We start from the raw sequence: 16,624 nt of genomic DNA on the forward strand, positions 1-16,624 counted from the left end.
TTTGCGATGCAAGTACAACTACTCGATATCTTTGACGGATGGCAACATGCTTCGGAGCCCGAACGTATTTTGTCGTTCGATCATTTCTTTACCCACTTAACACAGCGTTGCGAAACTCATACAAGTAGGCAGGAAGTATTTGCCTTTGTACTTAACCGTTTCCGGAAAGCGCAGCAGCTACATGGCCCGATCAACGAACAAAACATCTCAAAATTCGGCAAAGAGCTGGACTTTGTATATAACCTGCTCGTACCGCTGCTTACTGATGAAACGCAGGCATTATGGGGGTTGGTGTCTCCCTCCGGCAAGGTTTTTTACGGCACCGACGCATTTTATCAGCTTCTGAAACAAGAAAAACGGGCCTGTCAGGTGATGGATAAGATAAACGCAATCAATGGTAAGGATGTAAGCCGGTTAATGGTTTATCAGCTTATCATGGAGCGATTGTACGGCTTTGGGGATGTAGGTTTGGATAATCTGATATACACGTTTCAGGACGATGCTACGGAATTGCCTCGGTATTACGCGGTTCGGCTTGATAATACGTTTGTGCAGGTGACAGCGAAGGGGCAGCTGCCCCCCATTAATTATCAAGCACTCCGGCGCAAGAAGATTACTGAAGTGCGGGAAAGCGATTTGGACAGCCTGCTGGATCTGAATAATTTCCGCATCGAGGGATTTTCCATCGTTTCCTTGGAGGATATCACGCATGAGTATGTGGTCGATAAATTGAAAAATATTGTCATTGTGGGTGGTGATTATGACTATCATCGGTACCACGAGGCAATAGAAAACAATTTGAAGCTATTGACGGGCAATGCGAACTTAAAGATCGGCATCAGCCCAGTTTTGAAACTCAATGGCAGACCATTGCTCCATCACCAATTGGCGGAAAACAGCGTGTTATATCGATTTATTAAGGGGGTGGCGGTAGACGAACACTTGCGTAGGGAATGGCTGGGTTACCTGGAAGACCCTTATCCGGTCACTTACCGGGTGGATGCCGGCTTGCCTCTGGTTTCGGAGCCTCTGGCAGATTTGGCTGCACAATCGGGGTTGGATAGCTTGGCGGTCATCCCGCTTTTCTACAACCAGGATGTGGTAGGATTGCTGGAAGTGTATACAGAACAAGGTTTCCAAATCAGCAAGCACGAATTGCCGCGCCTGCGGGTCGCTATCCCGTTGCTGTCGCAGTTTGCAAATGATGTTTGTGTGGATTTCAAGAATAAGCTAGACCGCATTATCAAGAAGCGGTTCACCGCTATTCAGCCTGCGGTGCAGTGGAAATTTAATGAAGCGGCTTGGCGCTATTTACAGGCGGATGCCGACTACGGCCCAACAAGCAGCATGCCTTTCGGCCATGTTGAGATACGTTTCAATCGTGTATATCCGATATATGGGGCAGTGGATATTCGCAACAGCACGTTGAAGCGTAATTATGCCCTTCTTGCTGACCTCATGTGGCAGATGGACGCCTTGGGGACCGCCTTACTGCGTCTGAAAGCGATTCATCCGCTTCCCCATTCGCTAATGGCAACGTTCAGCCGCTTGAAAGCCGGGCTTAACGATAGCCAACTGGATTATAGCCAGGTGGCGATATCGGATTTTCAGAACGGAGACATCAAGACGGTGTTCGACGAGCTGAAACAGAAAGATGGAAGGCTTGCCGAAATTATTTCGGGCTACGAGTACCAAATGAACCCCGCTGTCGGATTAGCACATCAGCATCGGCGTGCATTTGAGGCGGCCGTAAAAACAATCAATCAGGAAATCAATCAGCACCTCGAGGCTTTCAACAACAGGCTGCAAACCATTTATCCCAGCTATTTCGAAAAATTCAGGACGGATGGCATCGAGTTCGACTGTTACATCGGCCAGTCAATCGCGCCTCATATTCCCTTTCAAGAAGAAAAATTGTCGGCGATAAAGTATTTGCAATTGGAGACGATGGCGGCCATTGCACAGGGAACTCACCGGCTGGCAGGAGCACGGCCTATAGCATTGGAAACTACCCAGCTTATCTTTATCAATAATACAGCGATCGATATTAGTTTCCGCGAGGATGAACGCCGATTTGATGTGGAAGGAGCCTATAACATCAGGTACCATGTTGTCAAAAAACGGATTGATAAAGCATTGGTAAAGGGCACGTCCGAGCGCGTGACGCAGCCGGGGAAAATCACATTGATTTACTGGCATGAAGAATCACTGCACGACTACCTCCATCATATCGAAACATTGCAGCAAAACGGACTACTGGGCAGGACGATCGAATACTTGGAGCTCGACGAATTGCAGGGCGTCAACGGACTCCATGCAATAAGGCTGCCCGTTGTGCTTCGCTAGAGTGTGCCAACGAGTGCAAAGCCATTGAACGTGGGCGTAAAGTTCCATGTGATTTCCTTTTTCTTCCGCCTGAACATGTGATCGCCAGATTTGGTCTGTTCCATCCGTTTAAGCACGGCCTTGGCACTGAAATAAGAAATGGCTCCCCCAAAGGCAAGGTCCGAAAGCCAATGGGAGTCCGAATACATCCGGCTGATAAGTGTCACGCCGGCGGTAGAATAAAAGACGCCTTTCAGCCAGGGCTGTTCGACGCGCTCTGCTAGTACAACAGCACTGACCATCGCGATTTGGATGTGCCCTGATGGGAATGAATGATAAGCTGCTTCAGGCGACCAGGGCTTGAACGCCCATGGACCTACTTCGGTGGCCGGTCTTGCCCGCCCAAAGGCGGTTTTCATGAAGGACTGAACAGCGCCGCTGGTGAGGTATGCAGCACCCAGGACCATGGCCGTCTCCCGGGCCCACTCACTTTTGATGGCCAGCCCGGTCAGGTAGAAGCCTCCCATCAGGTAAAATGCGGCGTACGGTTTCCCGTAGTGGAAGCCCGCACGTTCGATGCCATCGAGTAGTTTGGAGTCTTGATCCAGCCAAAAGTTTCTGACAGGCTTGTCCGCCAACGTCGTTAACGCCGTACCCGCAATTACCCCGCCAACTTTCAGCCAATCGTTGCCCCTCCATTTTACCGGAGATGCCAACGTATAAAGGAATCCGTCCCCAAATCGTAAAAAATCTTGAGCGACTCCGGCGAGGAACGTGGCGGTATCACGGTGTACCGAATCCGTGCGGTGCGCGTGTCGGCCGGCAACGGGCGAAGCGTCGGCAGGTGTACTCGAAACAACCACAATCGCGGCGAGGCCAAGCCATATACGGATAGCCACTGGCCCTCGGATGCTAAGCCTCCGGATAACGGATAGTCGCCTCATGCTACGCTTTCCACTTTTTATACTGATTGATCAGTCCGTTGGTAGAAGCGTCGTGCGTAGCGATAGCGTCGGCAGTCCGCAATTCGGGAAGGATTTTTCCAGCCAATTGCTTGCCAAGTTCGACTCCCCACTGGTCGAAGCTGAAGATGTTCCAGATAACCCCTTGCACGAATATTTTATGCTCATAGAGTGCAATGAGTGATCCGAGCGTATACGGTGTGATTTTCTTGATCAGGAAGGAATTGCTTGGCCGGTTGCCTTCAAATACTTTGAAAGCCTTCAGCCGTTCAATGGCCGAGTCGGATGTGCCGGAAGCTTTCAGCTCAGCCACTACAGCTTGTTCGTCTTTTCCATTCATGAGCGCTTCAGTCTGCGCAAAGAAATTAGACAATAACAACGTGTGGTGTTCGCCGATAGGATTATGGGTTTGTGCCGGGGCGATAAAATCGCAGGGAATAAGCTTGGTTCCTTGATGGATGAGTTGATAGAATGCATGTTGGCCATTCGTGCCCGGTTCGCCCCAGATGATGGGCCCCGTTTGGTAAGCTACCGCATTTCCGTTGCGATCTACGTATTTGCCGTTGCTTTCCATGTCGCCCTGTTGAAAATAGGCAGCAAACCGGTGCAGGTATTGGTCATAGGGCAGGATGGCTTGTGTCTCCGCATCGAAGAAATTATTATACCAAATGCCGAGCAATGCCATGATGACGGGGATGTTTTCTTCCAGCGGTGTGCGGCGGAAATGTTCATCGGTGGCATAGGCGCCCCCAAGGAGCTGTTCAAAATGCTCGAAACCAATACTCAGTACGATGGACAGGCCGATAGCGCTCCACAAGGAGTAGCGCCCGCCTACCCAATCCCAAAATTCAAACATGTTTTGCGTGTCGATACCGAATGCCGCCACGGCCTGGCTGTTGGTAGACAATGCCGCGAAATGCTTGGCAATATCATCTTCAGCAGCCCCACCAGCTAAGAACCACTGCCGGGCCGTATGGGCATTGGCCATGGTTTCTTGCGTGGTAAATGTTTTGGAGGCTATCAGGAAAAGTGTCGTCTCCGGATTGAGCCGCTTGAGTGTTTCGGCAATGTGGGTACCATCGACGTTGGAGACGAAGTGGATGTTGAGGTGGTTTTTGTAAGGTTTGAGAGCCTCGGTTACCATCACGGGCCCCAGATCTGATCCCCCGATACCGATATTGACCACATCGGCAATCGGTTTCCCCGTATAGCCTTTCCACGTGCCGCTGATGATGCGTTCTGAAAACGTTTTCATCTTGGCCAATACACTTCGTACTTCAGGCATGATATCTTTCCCGTCTACCACAATGGGTGTATCGCCCTGGTTGCGTAGTGCAGTATGCAATACCGCCCGGTTCTCGGTTTCATTAATGGCGTTGCCTGAAAACATGGCGTCAATTGCTTCGTCCAATTTGCATTCCCGGGCAAGCTGAAGCAGCAGCGCTTTGGTGGTGTCGTTTATCCTGTTTTTTGAATAGTCAAAGAGAATATCACCAAATGCAATAGAAAATTTGTCAAACCGTTTTGGGTCTTCTGCAAACAAATCGCGGAGGTGCTGTGGCGCAATATCGATGTAATGGTTGCTGAGGTATTTGTATGCGGCTGTTTCTGTAAAATTTATACGGGGTAGCATCGTTGTATTTTTTGTTGTTGCGAAGTTAAGGGTTTTTGCATTAAGTGGGGGTAATGTGATGGCATAAATTCCTTACCTTTGCGCCATGACCAAAGAACAGATTCAAGACTTGAGGGATAGAACAGCTTCCCTAAGGAGGCATCTTTGACATCGATGCGCGAAAAGAGGAAATAGAAAACGAACAAGCGATAACCCTCCAGCCCAATTTTTGGGACGATTCCAAGGCGGCCGAAAAGACGCTGCAATCCATCAAAAGCAAGAAAGTATGGACCGATCACTTCGATGAGGTAGCTGCTGCTGTTGATGACGCCGTGGTGATGTTTGAATTTTTCCAGGCGGGCGATGCCTCCGAAGCCGATCTGCGAGAACAATACGATGTGGCACTACACAAGGTGGAGGAATTGGAGTTTAAAAACATGCTTAGCGCTGAAGAGGATCAACTGGACGCCGTTTTGCAAATTACTGCTGGTGCGGGCGGTACGGAAAGCTGCGATTGGGCCGGTATGCTGATGCGGATGTATATCATGTGGGGCGAAAGCAATGGTTATAAGGTGACTGAGCAAGATTATCAAGAGGGGGACGTAGCGGGGATTAAAAGCGTGACGTTGCAGTTTTCCGGAGACTTTGCTTACGGTTACCTCAAGGGCGAAAACGGCGTGCACCGGCTGGTCCGGATATCGCCTTTCGACTCCAACGCTAAACGGCACACCTCTTTTGCCTCTGTATATGTATATCCGTTAGTGGATGACAATATCGAAATAGAGGTGAAAGACGCCGACATAGAGTGGGATACGTTCCGTTCAGGAGGAGCCGGAGGACAAAATGTAAACAAAGTTGAAACGGCTGTACGTCTTCACCACAAGCCCACCGGCATTATCATCAAGAACCAAGAATCACGCTCCCAACTGCAGAATAAAGAAAATGCATTGCGGTTGCTGAAGTCGCAGCTCTATGAAATTGAAATGCGCAAGCGGCAGGAAGCTACGGCAGCGATAGAGGGCAGCAAAAAGAAGATAGAGTGGGGTTCGCAAATCAGGAACTATGTCCTGCATCCGTATAAGCTGGTGAAAGATCTGCGGACAAACGTAGAAACGTCTAATACGCAAGGGGTACTAGACGGAGAAATCGACGAATTCCTGAAGGCTTACCTGATGGAGTTTGGGGGTAGTTAAAACTCGTTCTTCCACATCATGCTTTCCACAGGGCGGGTGGTTTTGTTGTTGTACTTTGCATTCGCTTTGCTGTTGTAGAAGGTCTCGATATCGCCTTCCACCGCAAAATAGATCAACTGCCCGATGGGCATACCCACGTATATTCGTACGGGCTGTGCCACTGATATTTCGAGGGTCCACGTGTTGCAGAATCCGACATCGCCTTTCCCTGCCGTGGCGTGGATATCGATGCCCAACCGGCCGGTGCTGGACTTGCCCTCAAGGAAGGGCACATGGTTGTGCGTCTCCGTATATTCGAGCGTAACCCCCAGGTACAATGTGTTGGGTTCCAGAACAAAACCTGTCTTTGGGATTTCAAAATGTACGATTTCGTTATGTTTTTTTGCATCAAGTACCCGGTCTTTGTAGGTAGCAAGGTATTTGCCCAGGTGAACGTCATACGAATTGGTGCCCAGGCACTCTCTGCGGAAAGGCTCAATAATAATGGAGCCACGTTCAATTTCTTCGAGTATACGTTTGTCAGATAAAATCATTTTCTTTTAGACATGACAGCGAAACCTCCGGCATCATACACGTTGCTTACGTATCGCCGTCGAGATAAACGCAGTGGGCAAAAATACATTAATGAATTAGAATTTTAAGGACTATCGGCAATAAATAGCTAATTTTGAATTATGGCTCTGGTATACCTGCGTGAGTTGGATAATAATGTGCGGTTTGCTATTTGGCGTATTGAAGAACCTGCTGAAGATCTTATCGGCAGGTTGCAATTGGGTGCCCGTGAAAAAGCGGTTTTAAGCCGGCTGAACAAAGGCAAGCGGACCCTGCATTGGCTGGCCACGCGTGTCTTACTGCGTAAAATGCTGGATACTCCCGGATATATCGACTGCCCATCGGACGAGAACGGCAAACCTTATCTCGCAAATTTCCCGCAGCGGATCTCGCTTACGCATTCCTTTGACTATGCTGCGGTGATGATGAGCGACAACGGGGAGGTGGGGATAGATTTGGAGCTTGTAAAGCCTAAGATCCTGCGCATAGCAGACAAATTCATGAAGCCGAATGAGCTTGAAGCCATCGGAAGAACGGGAATCGAAAAACTATATGCCTGTTGGTGTGCTAAGGAAGCCGTCTATAAGCTACAAGGCAACAAAGGCGTGTCATTCAAAGACAACATGACCATCCGCCCGTTTGATTTTCAGGATCAGGGTGTGTTGTTTCTCGACTTGGACGCACCGCATCGCCAGGAGCGGTTCAAGGTGTATTATGAAAAGTTCCAGGAGTACATGCTGGGTTATGTCACGGAAAATTAATCGTTTTCAATCCGCTGTCTTGCAACAATTGCTAAGTTAGCAACGCCCGGACCTGTCCGGAAGCATTTTCGTTGTCTACTTTGTCAATAATATGCGTGATAATGCCTTGTTCATCTATCACGAAGGTAGTACGTAATGTGCCCATGTACGATCTTCCGAAGAGCATTTTTTCGCCCCAGACACCGTAAGCATTCACAATTTCCTGGTCGGTATCCACCAACAGGTTGAAGGGAAGGTTGAATTTGTTGGCGAAATTACGATGCGAACGTTCAGTGTTTGTGCTCACGCCGATGACTTCAAACCCTTCGGCTTGCAGGGATTGATAATTATCCCGGAAGTTGCAGGCCTCCGCGGTGCAGCCCGGTGTATTGTCTTTTGGATAAAAATATAGAATGACTTTTTTTCCTTTGAAATCCTGCAGCGATATGATTTCGCCATGTTGGTTCTTTGCAGTTAATGCCGGGGCTTTGTCGCCTACCTTTAGTTTTGCCATTATGGAAATTTGCTGGGGTTACCTGATAAAATTTACTTCATAGACCTGTTTGTTGTCTTTCCAGTCAACGACTTCCAGCCGGAATCTGTGTTTGCCTTTTTGCAGGTCACTTTCCAATGTGTGCCACAGCGATCGCGATTTCGGGTCGTACTCCATCAGTACCCAATGGTCGTCGATATAGCCGTTGAATGATTGTATTCCAGAAAGATTGTCCGAAATCTTGAAATTTATCCGGTTTGTTGCCGCCATATTTTTACCCTCACTGATGTTCTGAGGTTGTATGGTAGGCGGCAATGTGTCTATAGCGATATAAAAACCGCCAAACGAACGGGTTTTTGTGCGTACCCAGCCATCCTCAAAATTGCCGCCATGTGAGTTGCCTTCTGCGTTTACGATAATGGCTTTGGCCTTCAGCGCGTCTGTCAATGTGCTATCTGCTTTGATTTTCAGTTCGTAACTGTCGCGGAGCGGGATAAAACGGTTGTGGATGTGCTGCATCATGGAGTATCCGCCGTTTGGCCGCGAGCCTTGATGATAACTGAAGTGTAAGTGGTCATACAGGGCATTTTGTGGTATAATCACCTCCGCATTTTCAGCGGAGAAACGATTTTCGCGGTCAAAACTAAACATTGCCGTGCCCGGCGCACGCTGCCGCACAGGCGTATAAGAAGGCGTATTCCTCACCTTAAACGTGTGTGTGCTGGTATTGCCATGTACATCTCGAACGCGGTAAGTGAGTGTATGTTCTTGGTTGTCGGTTAATGTGATGCTGCCATCACCTTCGAGGAAGTGGAAGATATTGATGGGATTATTCGGATCCTTAAAACTCTTTTGTATCCTGGTCTTTTTCAGGATATAATACGGATAATCAATATATGAATGGATGGTGCCCGAAGTGGCAAAAGACAACTCTTCAAACAGCACCGTACTGACGGGCCTGCCATCGAGCAGCAGTTCAATGGAATAGACACCGTTGTTGAAAGACGTGCCGTTGTGCCGATCTACCGTATTGATGCCCACGCCGAAGCGGCCGTTGACTGGTAATACCTGCGCACTTTGCAGCGAAAGATGCCTTCTCGGCGTATGCTCACTGAACGGTTCATCAGCCAGGTCATAGACCGTGATGCCCCGGATAAGCGGTGCCAGGTTATCCGGAAATTTCAATCCAAACAACTGGGGGTTCAGCGGAGCTTCCTTTTTGGTGTCACGTATTTCAAAATGCAGGTGGGGCCCCTGGGAGCTGCCGGTATTGCCCGCCAGTCCGATCCGGTCACCTTTTCTGACAGGTACGACCGCCTCTTCAAGCGATATATCTACATCGAAACGTTGCAGTTCGTATTGCTTGGCTTTTACGATCGCAGCCAGTTGCGCATTAAACTCATGCATGTGCAAGTACACACTGGTGAAGCCGTTGGGATGATTGATGTAAACGGAGTTGCCGCCGCCGCCGATCTGTACCCGTACGCGGGCTACATAACCTTCCGCTACCGCAAAAAGTGGTAAACCCACGCGCTGCTGCGTACGGTAATCGTCGCCCGCATGGAAGTGCGTGGAGCGCAACTCACCAAAGGTGCCCGACGCCTGTGGCGGAATGTCCAGCGGGCTTCTAAAATAGCCTTGGGGATATTCCCTGTTTTTGATGATGGGGTTTTGCGCCTTTACAGAAACATGGACAAGGAAAAATGCCAGGCAAATAACTAAGATACGGTTAACCTTCATGTATGGTGCTATTTCACATAAAAATGAAACATTCGTTGGTCGCCGATGTATCCCTCCAGATAGTCGCCAATGGCTACCGGACCCACGCCTGCCGGGGTACCCGTAAAGATTAGATCACCTTTGCGCAGGGTGATGTACTGGGAGACAAAGACCAAGAGGTCTTCAAATGAAAAAATCAAGTCCTTAGTGTTACCCATTTGTACGGTTTCGCCATTTTTATCTAATCGGAACGCAATATCGTAGACGTCTCCAAAAACGGTTTTCGAAAGCAGATCGCTCACCGGTGCCGAGCCATCAAATGCCTTCGCGAGTTCCCACGGCAAGGATTTATCCTTGTGTTCCTGTTGGATGTCCCGGGCTGTAAAATCAATGCCTAAACCAATAGCATCGTAGTAGGTGTGTGCAAATTTCGCGCCGATATGTTTCCCCTCCTTGCAAACACGGAGGACAATTTCCACCTCATGGTGTATGTTTTTGGAAAATTCGGGATAATAAAAATCCCGGTTGTCCTTAAGCACGGCTGTATCCGGTTTCAGGAAAATAACCGGTTTTTCCGGTATGGGATTATGGAGTTCTTTGGCGTGTTCGGTGTAATTGCGGCCTATCGCGATGATTTTCATGGATTTCGTTTACTGTTAGTCTATCGTATGCAAAAGTAATGTTATTGTATTAAAAACCGGGATGATAGCCGTAATAATCTGAATGCCAAAGGAGCTGCCGACGATTCCGGCGCTGATTACCATCGGATTTTTTACAATTGAGTATTGGAGATGATGCTGATTTTGTGTATATTCACCATTTGTATCAAGGAGGTGACTATGCGTACGTTAAATGCCAATTGGTTCATCGAGGTTCCTATCGATTTTGAGCACAAACAATATCAGTTGCTTGCTTATTTACAACAAATCAATGCGCATTTTAATAAAACGAGGCTCTATCCGAACTTAAACGATTTGATTTTTCATTATAATAACCTAAAAAAATTTAAGCAAGACAAAACAACGCTTGAAGCGGGGTTTCCTGTGCGGCTAAGCAGTATTGATATGGCTGCCGTCAAAATTACTTACGAAAAAATCGTGAATGACGACACGATGATGCAGGAGATCGGACAGATTATCTCCTACGCCGCAAGTAAAATCAAGCCTGCAATCAAGGAAGGGCAGGAGATTCATGATTTTGTGGAGAGCCACTTGGTTATCTCCGAAGTGGGCATGCGACCGCTATATCCAAACAACGGTTATCTGCTGTTGCGCAATGGCGATGAAAAGGGAATACGCGTGTATGAGTATCAGGTAACCCTCTTTGAAAGCCAGCACGAAAAATACCGGGGAATCCATACCACATACCTGACCAAATACGAACGGCATTTTATTTACAATACGCCCGAAGCCATCCGGAAAGACCTTATTCATACCCGACGGGAACTCCCCAATCCGGCGGTTTACCAAGTGGAAAGCGACATCACATTCCCTGTTGAAAATACGTTGCTCCCCTTAGCAAAAAAAACCTTGGTCAAAACGATTTCGGCACTGAATTGATGTAGGCCGGCACCTGAAATGAACAGGTGATGTTTTTTCGGGGCGACGTATGATTTTACTTGCAAGTGAATCTTTTATTATCTACCTTAGCGCCGTAATACGACGAGGTATTGCAACAAACCAAATTAGATTAAGCAAATTATTCACCTGTTAAAACACACAATTATGCCGAAAAAACAAAACGATTTCGCGTTTAGCTAAAATATTTTAGCGACTTTCTTGTAGCTTACGTAGTTGTACGTGCACAAAGGGTTAGAGCATTGTTTTCTAATGCCAGCCACTTATTACTTTTTCCAGATCAAGTTTGAAATTTAGAGCTATATAAAATTCATCTAAGAAATTTTTATGACTCTTTTTTTGGGTTGAACCTTCGTTACTTCCTGGGGATAGCTTGAGGCTATCCTCGCGAAACCGAACGAAGCGGGCCTGCTGACAGCGGACATTTGGGTGGGGAGTAATGATGTCTTGGTTAAACGTGCGTGGTCTCGTGACTTCAAGAAAAAAACCAGTAACCAACAATTAGTACAAACCAAAAAGCAAGTAAAATGAACCAACATTCAACAAAAACAAAATGCGGGAAAATACGCTCAGCGCTGTTGTCCCTGATGGCCGTGTTGTTGGCGGGTCCGGCGTTTGCCGACGGCTACACGAATCCTGTCAGTGGCTTTGCCAAGGAAACTGCGCAGCAAACCATTACCGGTACGGTGACCAGCACGGCGGACAATACGCCGTTATCAGGTGTGTCGGTGACCGTAAAAGGGACATCACGAGGAGCCGCCACAGATGACGATGGCCGGTATACCATTTCGGCCACGGGGGGCGAGATCTTAGTGTTTTCTTATTTGGGTTATGTCAGTCAGGAAATCGTTGTAGGGCAAAATGCAATTATCAATGTACAGTTGGCGAGCGATGCGTCAGATCTGGAGGAGGTCGTGGTCGTTGGATACGGTACGCAACGAAAATCGGATTTGACAGGCTCCGTAGCTGTTTTGTCATCGGACGAGCTGCTGATGTCGCCCGTGACCAACGCGCTACAAGGGATGAAGGGGCGAGTAGCCGGTGTAAACGTGTTCCTGAATTCAGGTGCACCTTCCGGAAGTCCCCGGATTTTAATCAGGGGATTGGGTACCATCAATTCGTCTTCCAATCCTTTATTCGTGGTGGACGGCGTGGTGATGGAGAACATTCAATTCCTGAATCCTAATGATATTGAGCGCATGGAGGTGTTGAAGGATGCGTCATCTACGGCAATTTATGGTGCACGGGGAGCCAACGGGGTAATCTTGATTACCACCAGACGGGGAGCCAAAGTAGGAGGTACCATCGTGAGTTATGATGGCTTTATGAATGTTGGTACACTCCCCAAAAAGATAGAGGTCCTCAATTCCGCAGAATGGCTGGAAGTATTAGAACGAGGCTTCGCCAACCATTCGAAATACAGCTCCGGAAACATACCGGAATTCACACGTAATGATCCAAGGCTTTTCGACGCACAGGGGAATCCCCTGTACGATACGGATTGGCAGGAAGAAGCTACCCGCACCGCTGTGTCTCATAACCATCAGTTTGCCGTGCAGACCAAAGCTGACAACTCATCCTTCGGTGCCTTTATCAACTACGCCAACATGCAGGGAATCATGCTCAACAATTGGTTGGAGCGGATAAACGGAAAAATAGCTTACGACGCCAAACCGAAGGATTGGTTGTCATTGGGTATCAACTTGCTTGCCAACTATACGCGCGAAAACGAATTTGAAGAGGGTGGGGGCCACCAGATGCCGCGTCGGTCAATGTTGGAGATGGCGCCTATATTTCCAGTTAAATTCCCGGATGGCACGTGGTCAAATAGCAGCATGATTACCGATGCTTATGGCTTAGAGGCTATTCCCAACCCGGTCCATGTACTCGAAACACAGGACAGGCTCCGCAAGCGGCAGCAACTATTCGGAAACGCCTACTTGACCTTCCATATTCTTCCTGGATTGGATTTGCGTACGCAATTCGGTTTTGATAAACATGATATCAACATCCAAGAGTATAGCCCGACGGACCTCATCAATATTTCAGCTCCGCTGGGAAGAGCTTATTTGGAAAACCAACGGTCTTTCTATTGGCAGGAGGAAACCTATTTGAATTATAATACGGAAATCGGTGATCACCGGATTAACTCGGCGTTGGGATTGAGTTGGCAGCAACGTACCTATGAAAATAACTACATCTCCGCCGAAGGGTTCGCGGATGATTTCTTCCGCTTCAATGCCATCCAATCGGCTAGCCAGCCGGGAGCACCGGGTTCTTCGCACGATAAGTGGACGATGAATTCATACTTCCTGCGGGGAAGTTATACATATAAAAACCGGTATTTACTTACCGTTACTGGTCGGGTAGACGGTTCTTCGCGTTTTGGAGAAAACAACAAATACGGGATTTTCCCATCGGCAGGCTTGGGTTGGGTACTGTCTGAAGAGTCGTTCTTGCGTGATGCAAGGGGGCTGGACGAACTAAAGATTAGGTCGAGCTTCGGTATAACAGGTAATACTGAAATTGACACGTACCTTTCATTGGGCACAATATCTTCCGGAACGACGCTGCTCAACGGAACACGGGTGTCACAGAGCTTTATTAATCGCTTGCCAAACCCAAATCTCGAATGGGAAAAAACCAGGCAGTTTGATATCGGCTTTGATTTGGCATTATTCAACAGGCGGCTCACCATGTCGTTTGATTATTATTACAAGCTGACTACTGACCTGTTACTGGATCGTCCCGTGCCTACATCCACAGGTTTCTCGGGTGTAAGGGATAATATCGGTGAAGTATCTAACCGCGGTGTCGAAGTCCTGCTTAGCGGTACGCCAGTATCAAATGATGTATTTAATTGGCAATCGACATTCAACTTTAGCTATAACAAAAACCGCATCGAGGCATTGGGCGAAAATAACGAAGACATATTCCCAGGGCCTAGCTGGGTGTCCGGCAGCCAGACCATCTTGCGCGTCGGCGAACCGCTGAGCTCGTATTGGGGATATAGGCGCTTGGGCACTTGGGGTACACACGAAGCCGCCGAAGCCGCTGCAGTGGGGGCTATTCCCGGTGTGGCTAAGCGGAGCAGTGAACGCCAAATTATTGGCAAAGGACTTCCCGACTGGGTAGGTAGCTTTGTAAACAATGTAAGCTATAAGAACTTCGATCTCACGGTAGACCTTCAATTTGTTCTTGGTGTAGACATCTTGCAGCAATTTATGCACTCGATGGAAGACCGTACCGGCTTGTCCAACGGGCTAAAGACAACGTTGTATGACAGCTGGACAGAAAACAACCAAAATACGATGGTCCAGCAGATACGTAATGCTCCTTATTCCGGCCAGAACAGTGAGGTCGATGATCACTGGGTAGCTGACGGCTCATACCTGCGCGGCAACTTGATTTCGCTCGGTTACAATTTTGGCAGCGTGGCGTTGAACAAGCTCAACCTGAAAGGATTCCGCGTTTACGCCAGCGTGCAGAATGCATTCCTTGTCAAATCGAAAGAATTTAAGGGATACGATCCGGAAGCGACTTCCTGGGGCGGAAACCAATGGGGACAGAATATTTTCTTCTTCCAATATCCAAATCCAAGAACGTTCACTTTAGGTACCAGTTTCCAATTCTAATGTAAATTACAGAAAATGAAACCTGCATACGTTGAGGCTTACCAACGAAAATGTATTACCGCTTATGCGGGTTTCATTGCTGCTTAAAACGATATTCAAATGAAAAAGTTAATTGCAATAATATTTTCAACGGGGATGTTGGCTACCTCCTGTTCGGACTTTCTGCAAGAAGTACCGAAAGATGAGATTTCCCCCAGTCAGTTCTTCCAGAACCCCGATCATGCCTACAACTCGGTGAATGCCCTGTATCGGTCGGGGACACCCGCACTGTTTGGTGGAGGAGTTTATTCAGGAACGAGATTGATGTTTGGCCCCTATGTATCGGGCTTTGTAGACAACGACTACAAAGGGCAGGAAGTGCATGTGCAGCATGCACAACAGCTTACGATGAATGGTGTAAACTTGTCGACTTATTTTGGCGGTATCTGGGCCGACCTGTACCTCGGTATTTCACGGGCTAATACGGCTATCAAATACATCCCGACTACCCCTGGATTATCCGAATCGGAAGCGAATAAGCTGATGGCGGAGGCGCGCTTTTTTAGAGCATTGGGCTACTACTACCTTACTCGTTTCTTTGGTGGTGTCCCGCTGATCACGGAGCCGTATGAGAGCCTGGAAAATCTGTATGTTGAACGCGCGACCATCGAATCGGTTTATGCCCTTATTGTGCAGGATTTGCAATTTGCTACCCAGCAGGGCTATCTGCCTAACGTGACGATGAGCAGCAACGGCAACCGGATCACCCACGGTGCTGCGAAATCGTTGTTGGCTGAGGTGTATTTGACGATGAGCGGATACCCCTTGCAGGCCAACCACTACGCTGATGCAGCACGGGAAGCACGCGAGCTTATTTCCGGTGGCGTGTATAGCCTGACGCAGCATGACGTAGACGGGCAGGGCGAGGTAAATTTGGCTAATAGTGCTTACAATAAAGCTCGCGAGGCAGACAACCTGCCCAACGAGCATATCTATTATTACGAATATGCCGTGGGTATTTCCAACTCCGGTTATGTGCAATATGCTTTTCCGGTTAGCATGGCCCCGGAATTGGCTTACGCTATTTTTAACAATGCGTATAAACCGACGAGCAGCCTCCTGCGCGCATATAATCCCGAGGAAGATTTGCGAATTCAGGAGAAGCAATATTTCCATTCTTCCCTGACCAGGGCAAACGGAACCGTGGCCAATTTTGATACGGCTCCACATATCTGGTTTGATGAGCAGGCCGCCTTGGAAACGGCGACCTCTGGAAAAGACTTGCCTATCTTGAGCTATGCCAACGTGCTGCTAATTGCAGCCGAAGCCATCGCCCAGTCAGAAGGCGTCACCTCCGAGGCCGTAGACTATTTGGCGCAGGTGCGGAGCCGTGCGTATTGGAAACAGCCAACCGAGCAGGTAAAGGCCAGCCTGGCCGGCCTCAGCCCGCAACAGTTTGTCGCGGAAGTATGGAAAGAACGGCTGCGCGAATTGATTTTCGAGTTCCATCTTTGGTTTGATATCCAACGTACCCGGCAATTTCCTGTAACAGCCGCTAATGGGCAAATTAATTTTGTAGATGTAATCGGCCAGCAAAACAGTTTCGGCGCTACTTTTGCCGAAAGACACTTGCTGTTTCCGTTGCCTGATGTTGAGCTGCAACGCAACCCGTCGTTGGTGCAAAATCCAGGATACACGGATTAATTATCTAAATTAGGGTTGGGTATCATCGGTACCTGACTTCTACGACGCATAAACAGCAATGCCTAGGTTCACCCACCCGAACCTGGGCATTGCGCTGTTTATGTTTTTTGCAGTAATTTGGATGTGTTTAAGT

The 16,624-nt window shown here is 48.3% G+C and carries 12 protein-coding genes; 6 read left to right on the forward strand and 6 right to left on the reverse strand.

All coding sequences use genetic code 11. The features are described from left to right. Positions 1 to 6: 6 nt before the first annotated feature. Entirely contained in the window at positions 7 to 2,346 is a 2,340-nt protein-coding gene (locus tag B5X72_RS02225; protein WP_079715191.1) for a hypothetical protein, read from the forward strand. Here the strand turns inward: B5X72_RS02225 and B5X72_RS02230 are convergent. Both B5X72_RS02230 and pgi read right to left on the reverse strand, forming a co-directional pair. Next, positions 2,343 to 3,269 carry a phosphatase PAP2 family protein gene (locus B5X72_RS02230; RefSeq protein WP_079715192.1) on the reverse strand — a complete coding sequence of 309 codons (927 nt, stop codon included), beginning with the start codon at positions 3,267 to 3,269 and terminating at the stop codon, positions 2,343 to 2,345. The two genes, B5X72_RS02225 and B5X72_RS02230, sit on opposite strands and share 4 nt — an antisense overlap. 1 nt (position 3,270) lies before the next feature. After that, positions 3,271 to 4,920, reverse strand: a complete 1,650-nt coding sequence (gene pgi / locus B5X72_RS02235) for a glucose-6-phosphate isomerase (RefSeq protein ID WP_079715193.1) — start codon at positions 4,918 to 4,920, stop codon at positions 3,271 to 3,273. Positions 4,921 to 5,005: 85 nt separating this feature from the next. Here pgi and prfB point away from each other — a divergent pair. Further along, positions 5,006 to 6,092 (forward strand): peptide chain release factor 2 gene (gene prfB / locus B5X72_RS02240; RefSeq protein WP_139378485.1). Its coding sequence is split into 2 segments (ribosomal slippage): positions 5,006 to 5,065 and positions 5,067 to 6,092, totalling 1,086 coding nucleotides; the frame shifts between segments, so codons are not numbered across the junction. Here the strand turns inward: prfB and dcd are convergent. Continuing rightward, positions 6,089 to 6,625 carry a dCTP deaminase gene (gene dcd, locus B5X72_RS02245; RefSeq protein ID WP_079715194.1) on the reverse strand — a complete coding sequence of 179 codons (537 nt, stop codon included), beginning with the start codon at positions 6,623 to 6,625 and terminating at the stop codon, positions 6,089 to 6,091. The genes prfB and dcd overlap by 4 nt on opposite strands. Before the next feature lie 141 nt (positions 6,626 to 6,766). Between dcd and B5X72_RS02250 the strand changes: the two genes are divergently transcribed. Further along, positions 6,767 to 7,405, forward strand: a complete 639-nt coding sequence (locus B5X72_RS02250) for a 4'-phosphopantetheinyl transferase family protein (RefSeq protein ID WP_079715195.1) — start codon at positions 6,767 to 6,769, stop codon at positions 7,403 to 7,405. A gap of 31 nt (positions 7,406 to 7,436) precedes the next feature. Here the strand turns inward: B5X72_RS02250 and bcp are convergent, their stop codons facing one another. From bcp to B5X72_RS02265, 3 genes are read right to left on the reverse strand one after another with little or no spacing between them, the layout of a single operon-like run. After that, the gene (gene bcp / locus B5X72_RS02255) at positions 7,437 to 7,898 is read right to left on the reverse strand and encodes a thioredoxin-dependent thiol peroxidase (protein WP_079715196.1); all 462 of its coding nucleotides are present in this window, start codon (positions 7,896 to 7,898) and stop codon (positions 7,437 to 7,439) included. 18 nt (positions 7,899 to 7,916) lie between these two features. Next, on the reverse strand, positions 7,917 to 9,617 hold the full coding sequence (locus tag B5X72_RS02260; protein WP_079715197.1) for a M23 family metallopeptidase: 1,701 nt from the start codon (positions 9,615 to 9,617) through the stop codon (positions 7,917 to 7,919). A gap of 8 nt (positions 9,618 to 9,625) precedes the next feature. Beyond that, complete coding sequence (locus B5X72_RS02265) at positions 9,626 to 10,237, reverse strand: fumarylacetoacetate hydrolase family protein (protein ID WP_079715198.1); 612 nt, start codon at positions 10,235 to 10,237, stop codon at positions 9,626 to 9,628. Positions 10,238 to 10,474: 237 nt separating this feature from the next. On the opposite strand from B5X72_RS02265, the gene B5X72_RS02270 reads away from it, so the two are divergent. From B5X72_RS02270 to B5X72_RS02285, 3 genes are all read left to right on the forward strand, one after another. Then, the gene (locus B5X72_RS02270) at positions 10,475 to 11,155 is read left to right on the forward strand and encodes a hypothetical protein (RefSeq protein ID WP_394332949.1); all 681 of its coding nucleotides are present in this window, start codon (positions 10,475 to 10,477) and stop codon (positions 11,153 to 11,155) included. A 545-nt stretch (positions 11,156 to 11,700) separates the two neighbouring features. After that, positions 11,701 to 14,808: a SusC/RagA family TonB-linked outer membrane protein gene (locus B5X72_RS02280; RefSeq protein WP_245826777.1), complete on the forward strand. Its 3,108-nt coding sequence runs from the start codon at positions 11,701 to 11,703 to the stop codon at positions 14,806 to 14,808. A 99-nt stretch (positions 14,809 to 14,907) separates the two neighbouring features. Further along, positions 14,908 to 16,491: a RagB/SusD family nutrient uptake outer membrane protein gene (locus tag B5X72_RS02285; RefSeq protein WP_079715201.1), complete on the forward strand. Its 1,584-nt coding sequence runs from the start codon at positions 14,908 to 14,910 to the stop codon at positions 16,489 to 16,491. The last annotated feature ends 133 nt before the right edge of the window (positions 16,492 to 16,624 follow it).

The sequence above is a fragment of the Parapedobacter luteus genome (assembly GCF_900168055.1).
Classification (GTDB): Bacteria; Bacteroidota; Bacteroidia; order Sphingobacteriales; family Sphingobacteriaceae; genus Parapedobacter; species Parapedobacter luteus.

What these genes read in the sequence shown, in the direction of transcription:
- B5X72_RS02280 (WP_245826777.1), top strand. Translation starts at nt 11,701, where the DNA reads ATGAACCAACATTCAACAAAAACAAAATGCGGGAAAATACGCTCAGCG.
- bcp (WP_079715196.1), bottom strand. Translation starts at nt 7,898, where the DNA reads ATGGCAAAACTAAAGGTAGGCGACAAAGCCCCGGCATTAACTGCAAAG.
- B5X72_RS02230 (WP_079715192.1), bottom strand. Translation starts at nt 3,269, where the DNA reads ATGAGGCGACTATCCGTTATCCGGAGGCTTAGCATCCGAGGGCCAGTG.
- B5X72_RS02265 (WP_079715198.1), bottom strand. Translation starts at nt 10,237, where the DNA reads ATGAAAATCATCGCGATAGGCCGCAATTACACCGAACACGCCAAAGAA.
- pgi (WP_079715193.1), bottom strand. Translation starts at nt 4,920, where the DNA reads ATGCTACCCCGTATAAATTTTACAGAAACAGCCGCATACAAATACCTC.
- B5X72_RS02225 (WP_079715191.1), top strand. Translation starts at nt 7, where the DNA reads ATGCAAGTACAACTACTCGATATCTTTGACGGATGGCAACATGCTTCG.
- B5X72_RS02285 (WP_079715201.1), top strand. Translation starts at nt 14,908, where the DNA reads ATGAAAAAGTTAATTGCAATAATATTTTCAACGGGGATGTTGGCTACC.
- B5X72_RS02250 (WP_079715195.1), top strand. Translation starts at nt 6,767, where the DNA reads ATGGCTCTGGTATACCTGCGTGAGTTGGATAATAATGTGCGGTTTGCT.
- B5X72_RS02260 (WP_079715197.1), bottom strand. Translation starts at nt 9,617, where the DNA reads ATGAAGGTTAACCGTATCTTAGTTATTTGCCTGGCATTTTTCCTTGTC.
- dcd (WP_079715194.1), bottom strand. Translation starts at nt 6,625, where the DNA reads ATGATTTTATCTGACAAACGTATACTCGAAGAAATTGAACGTGGCTCC.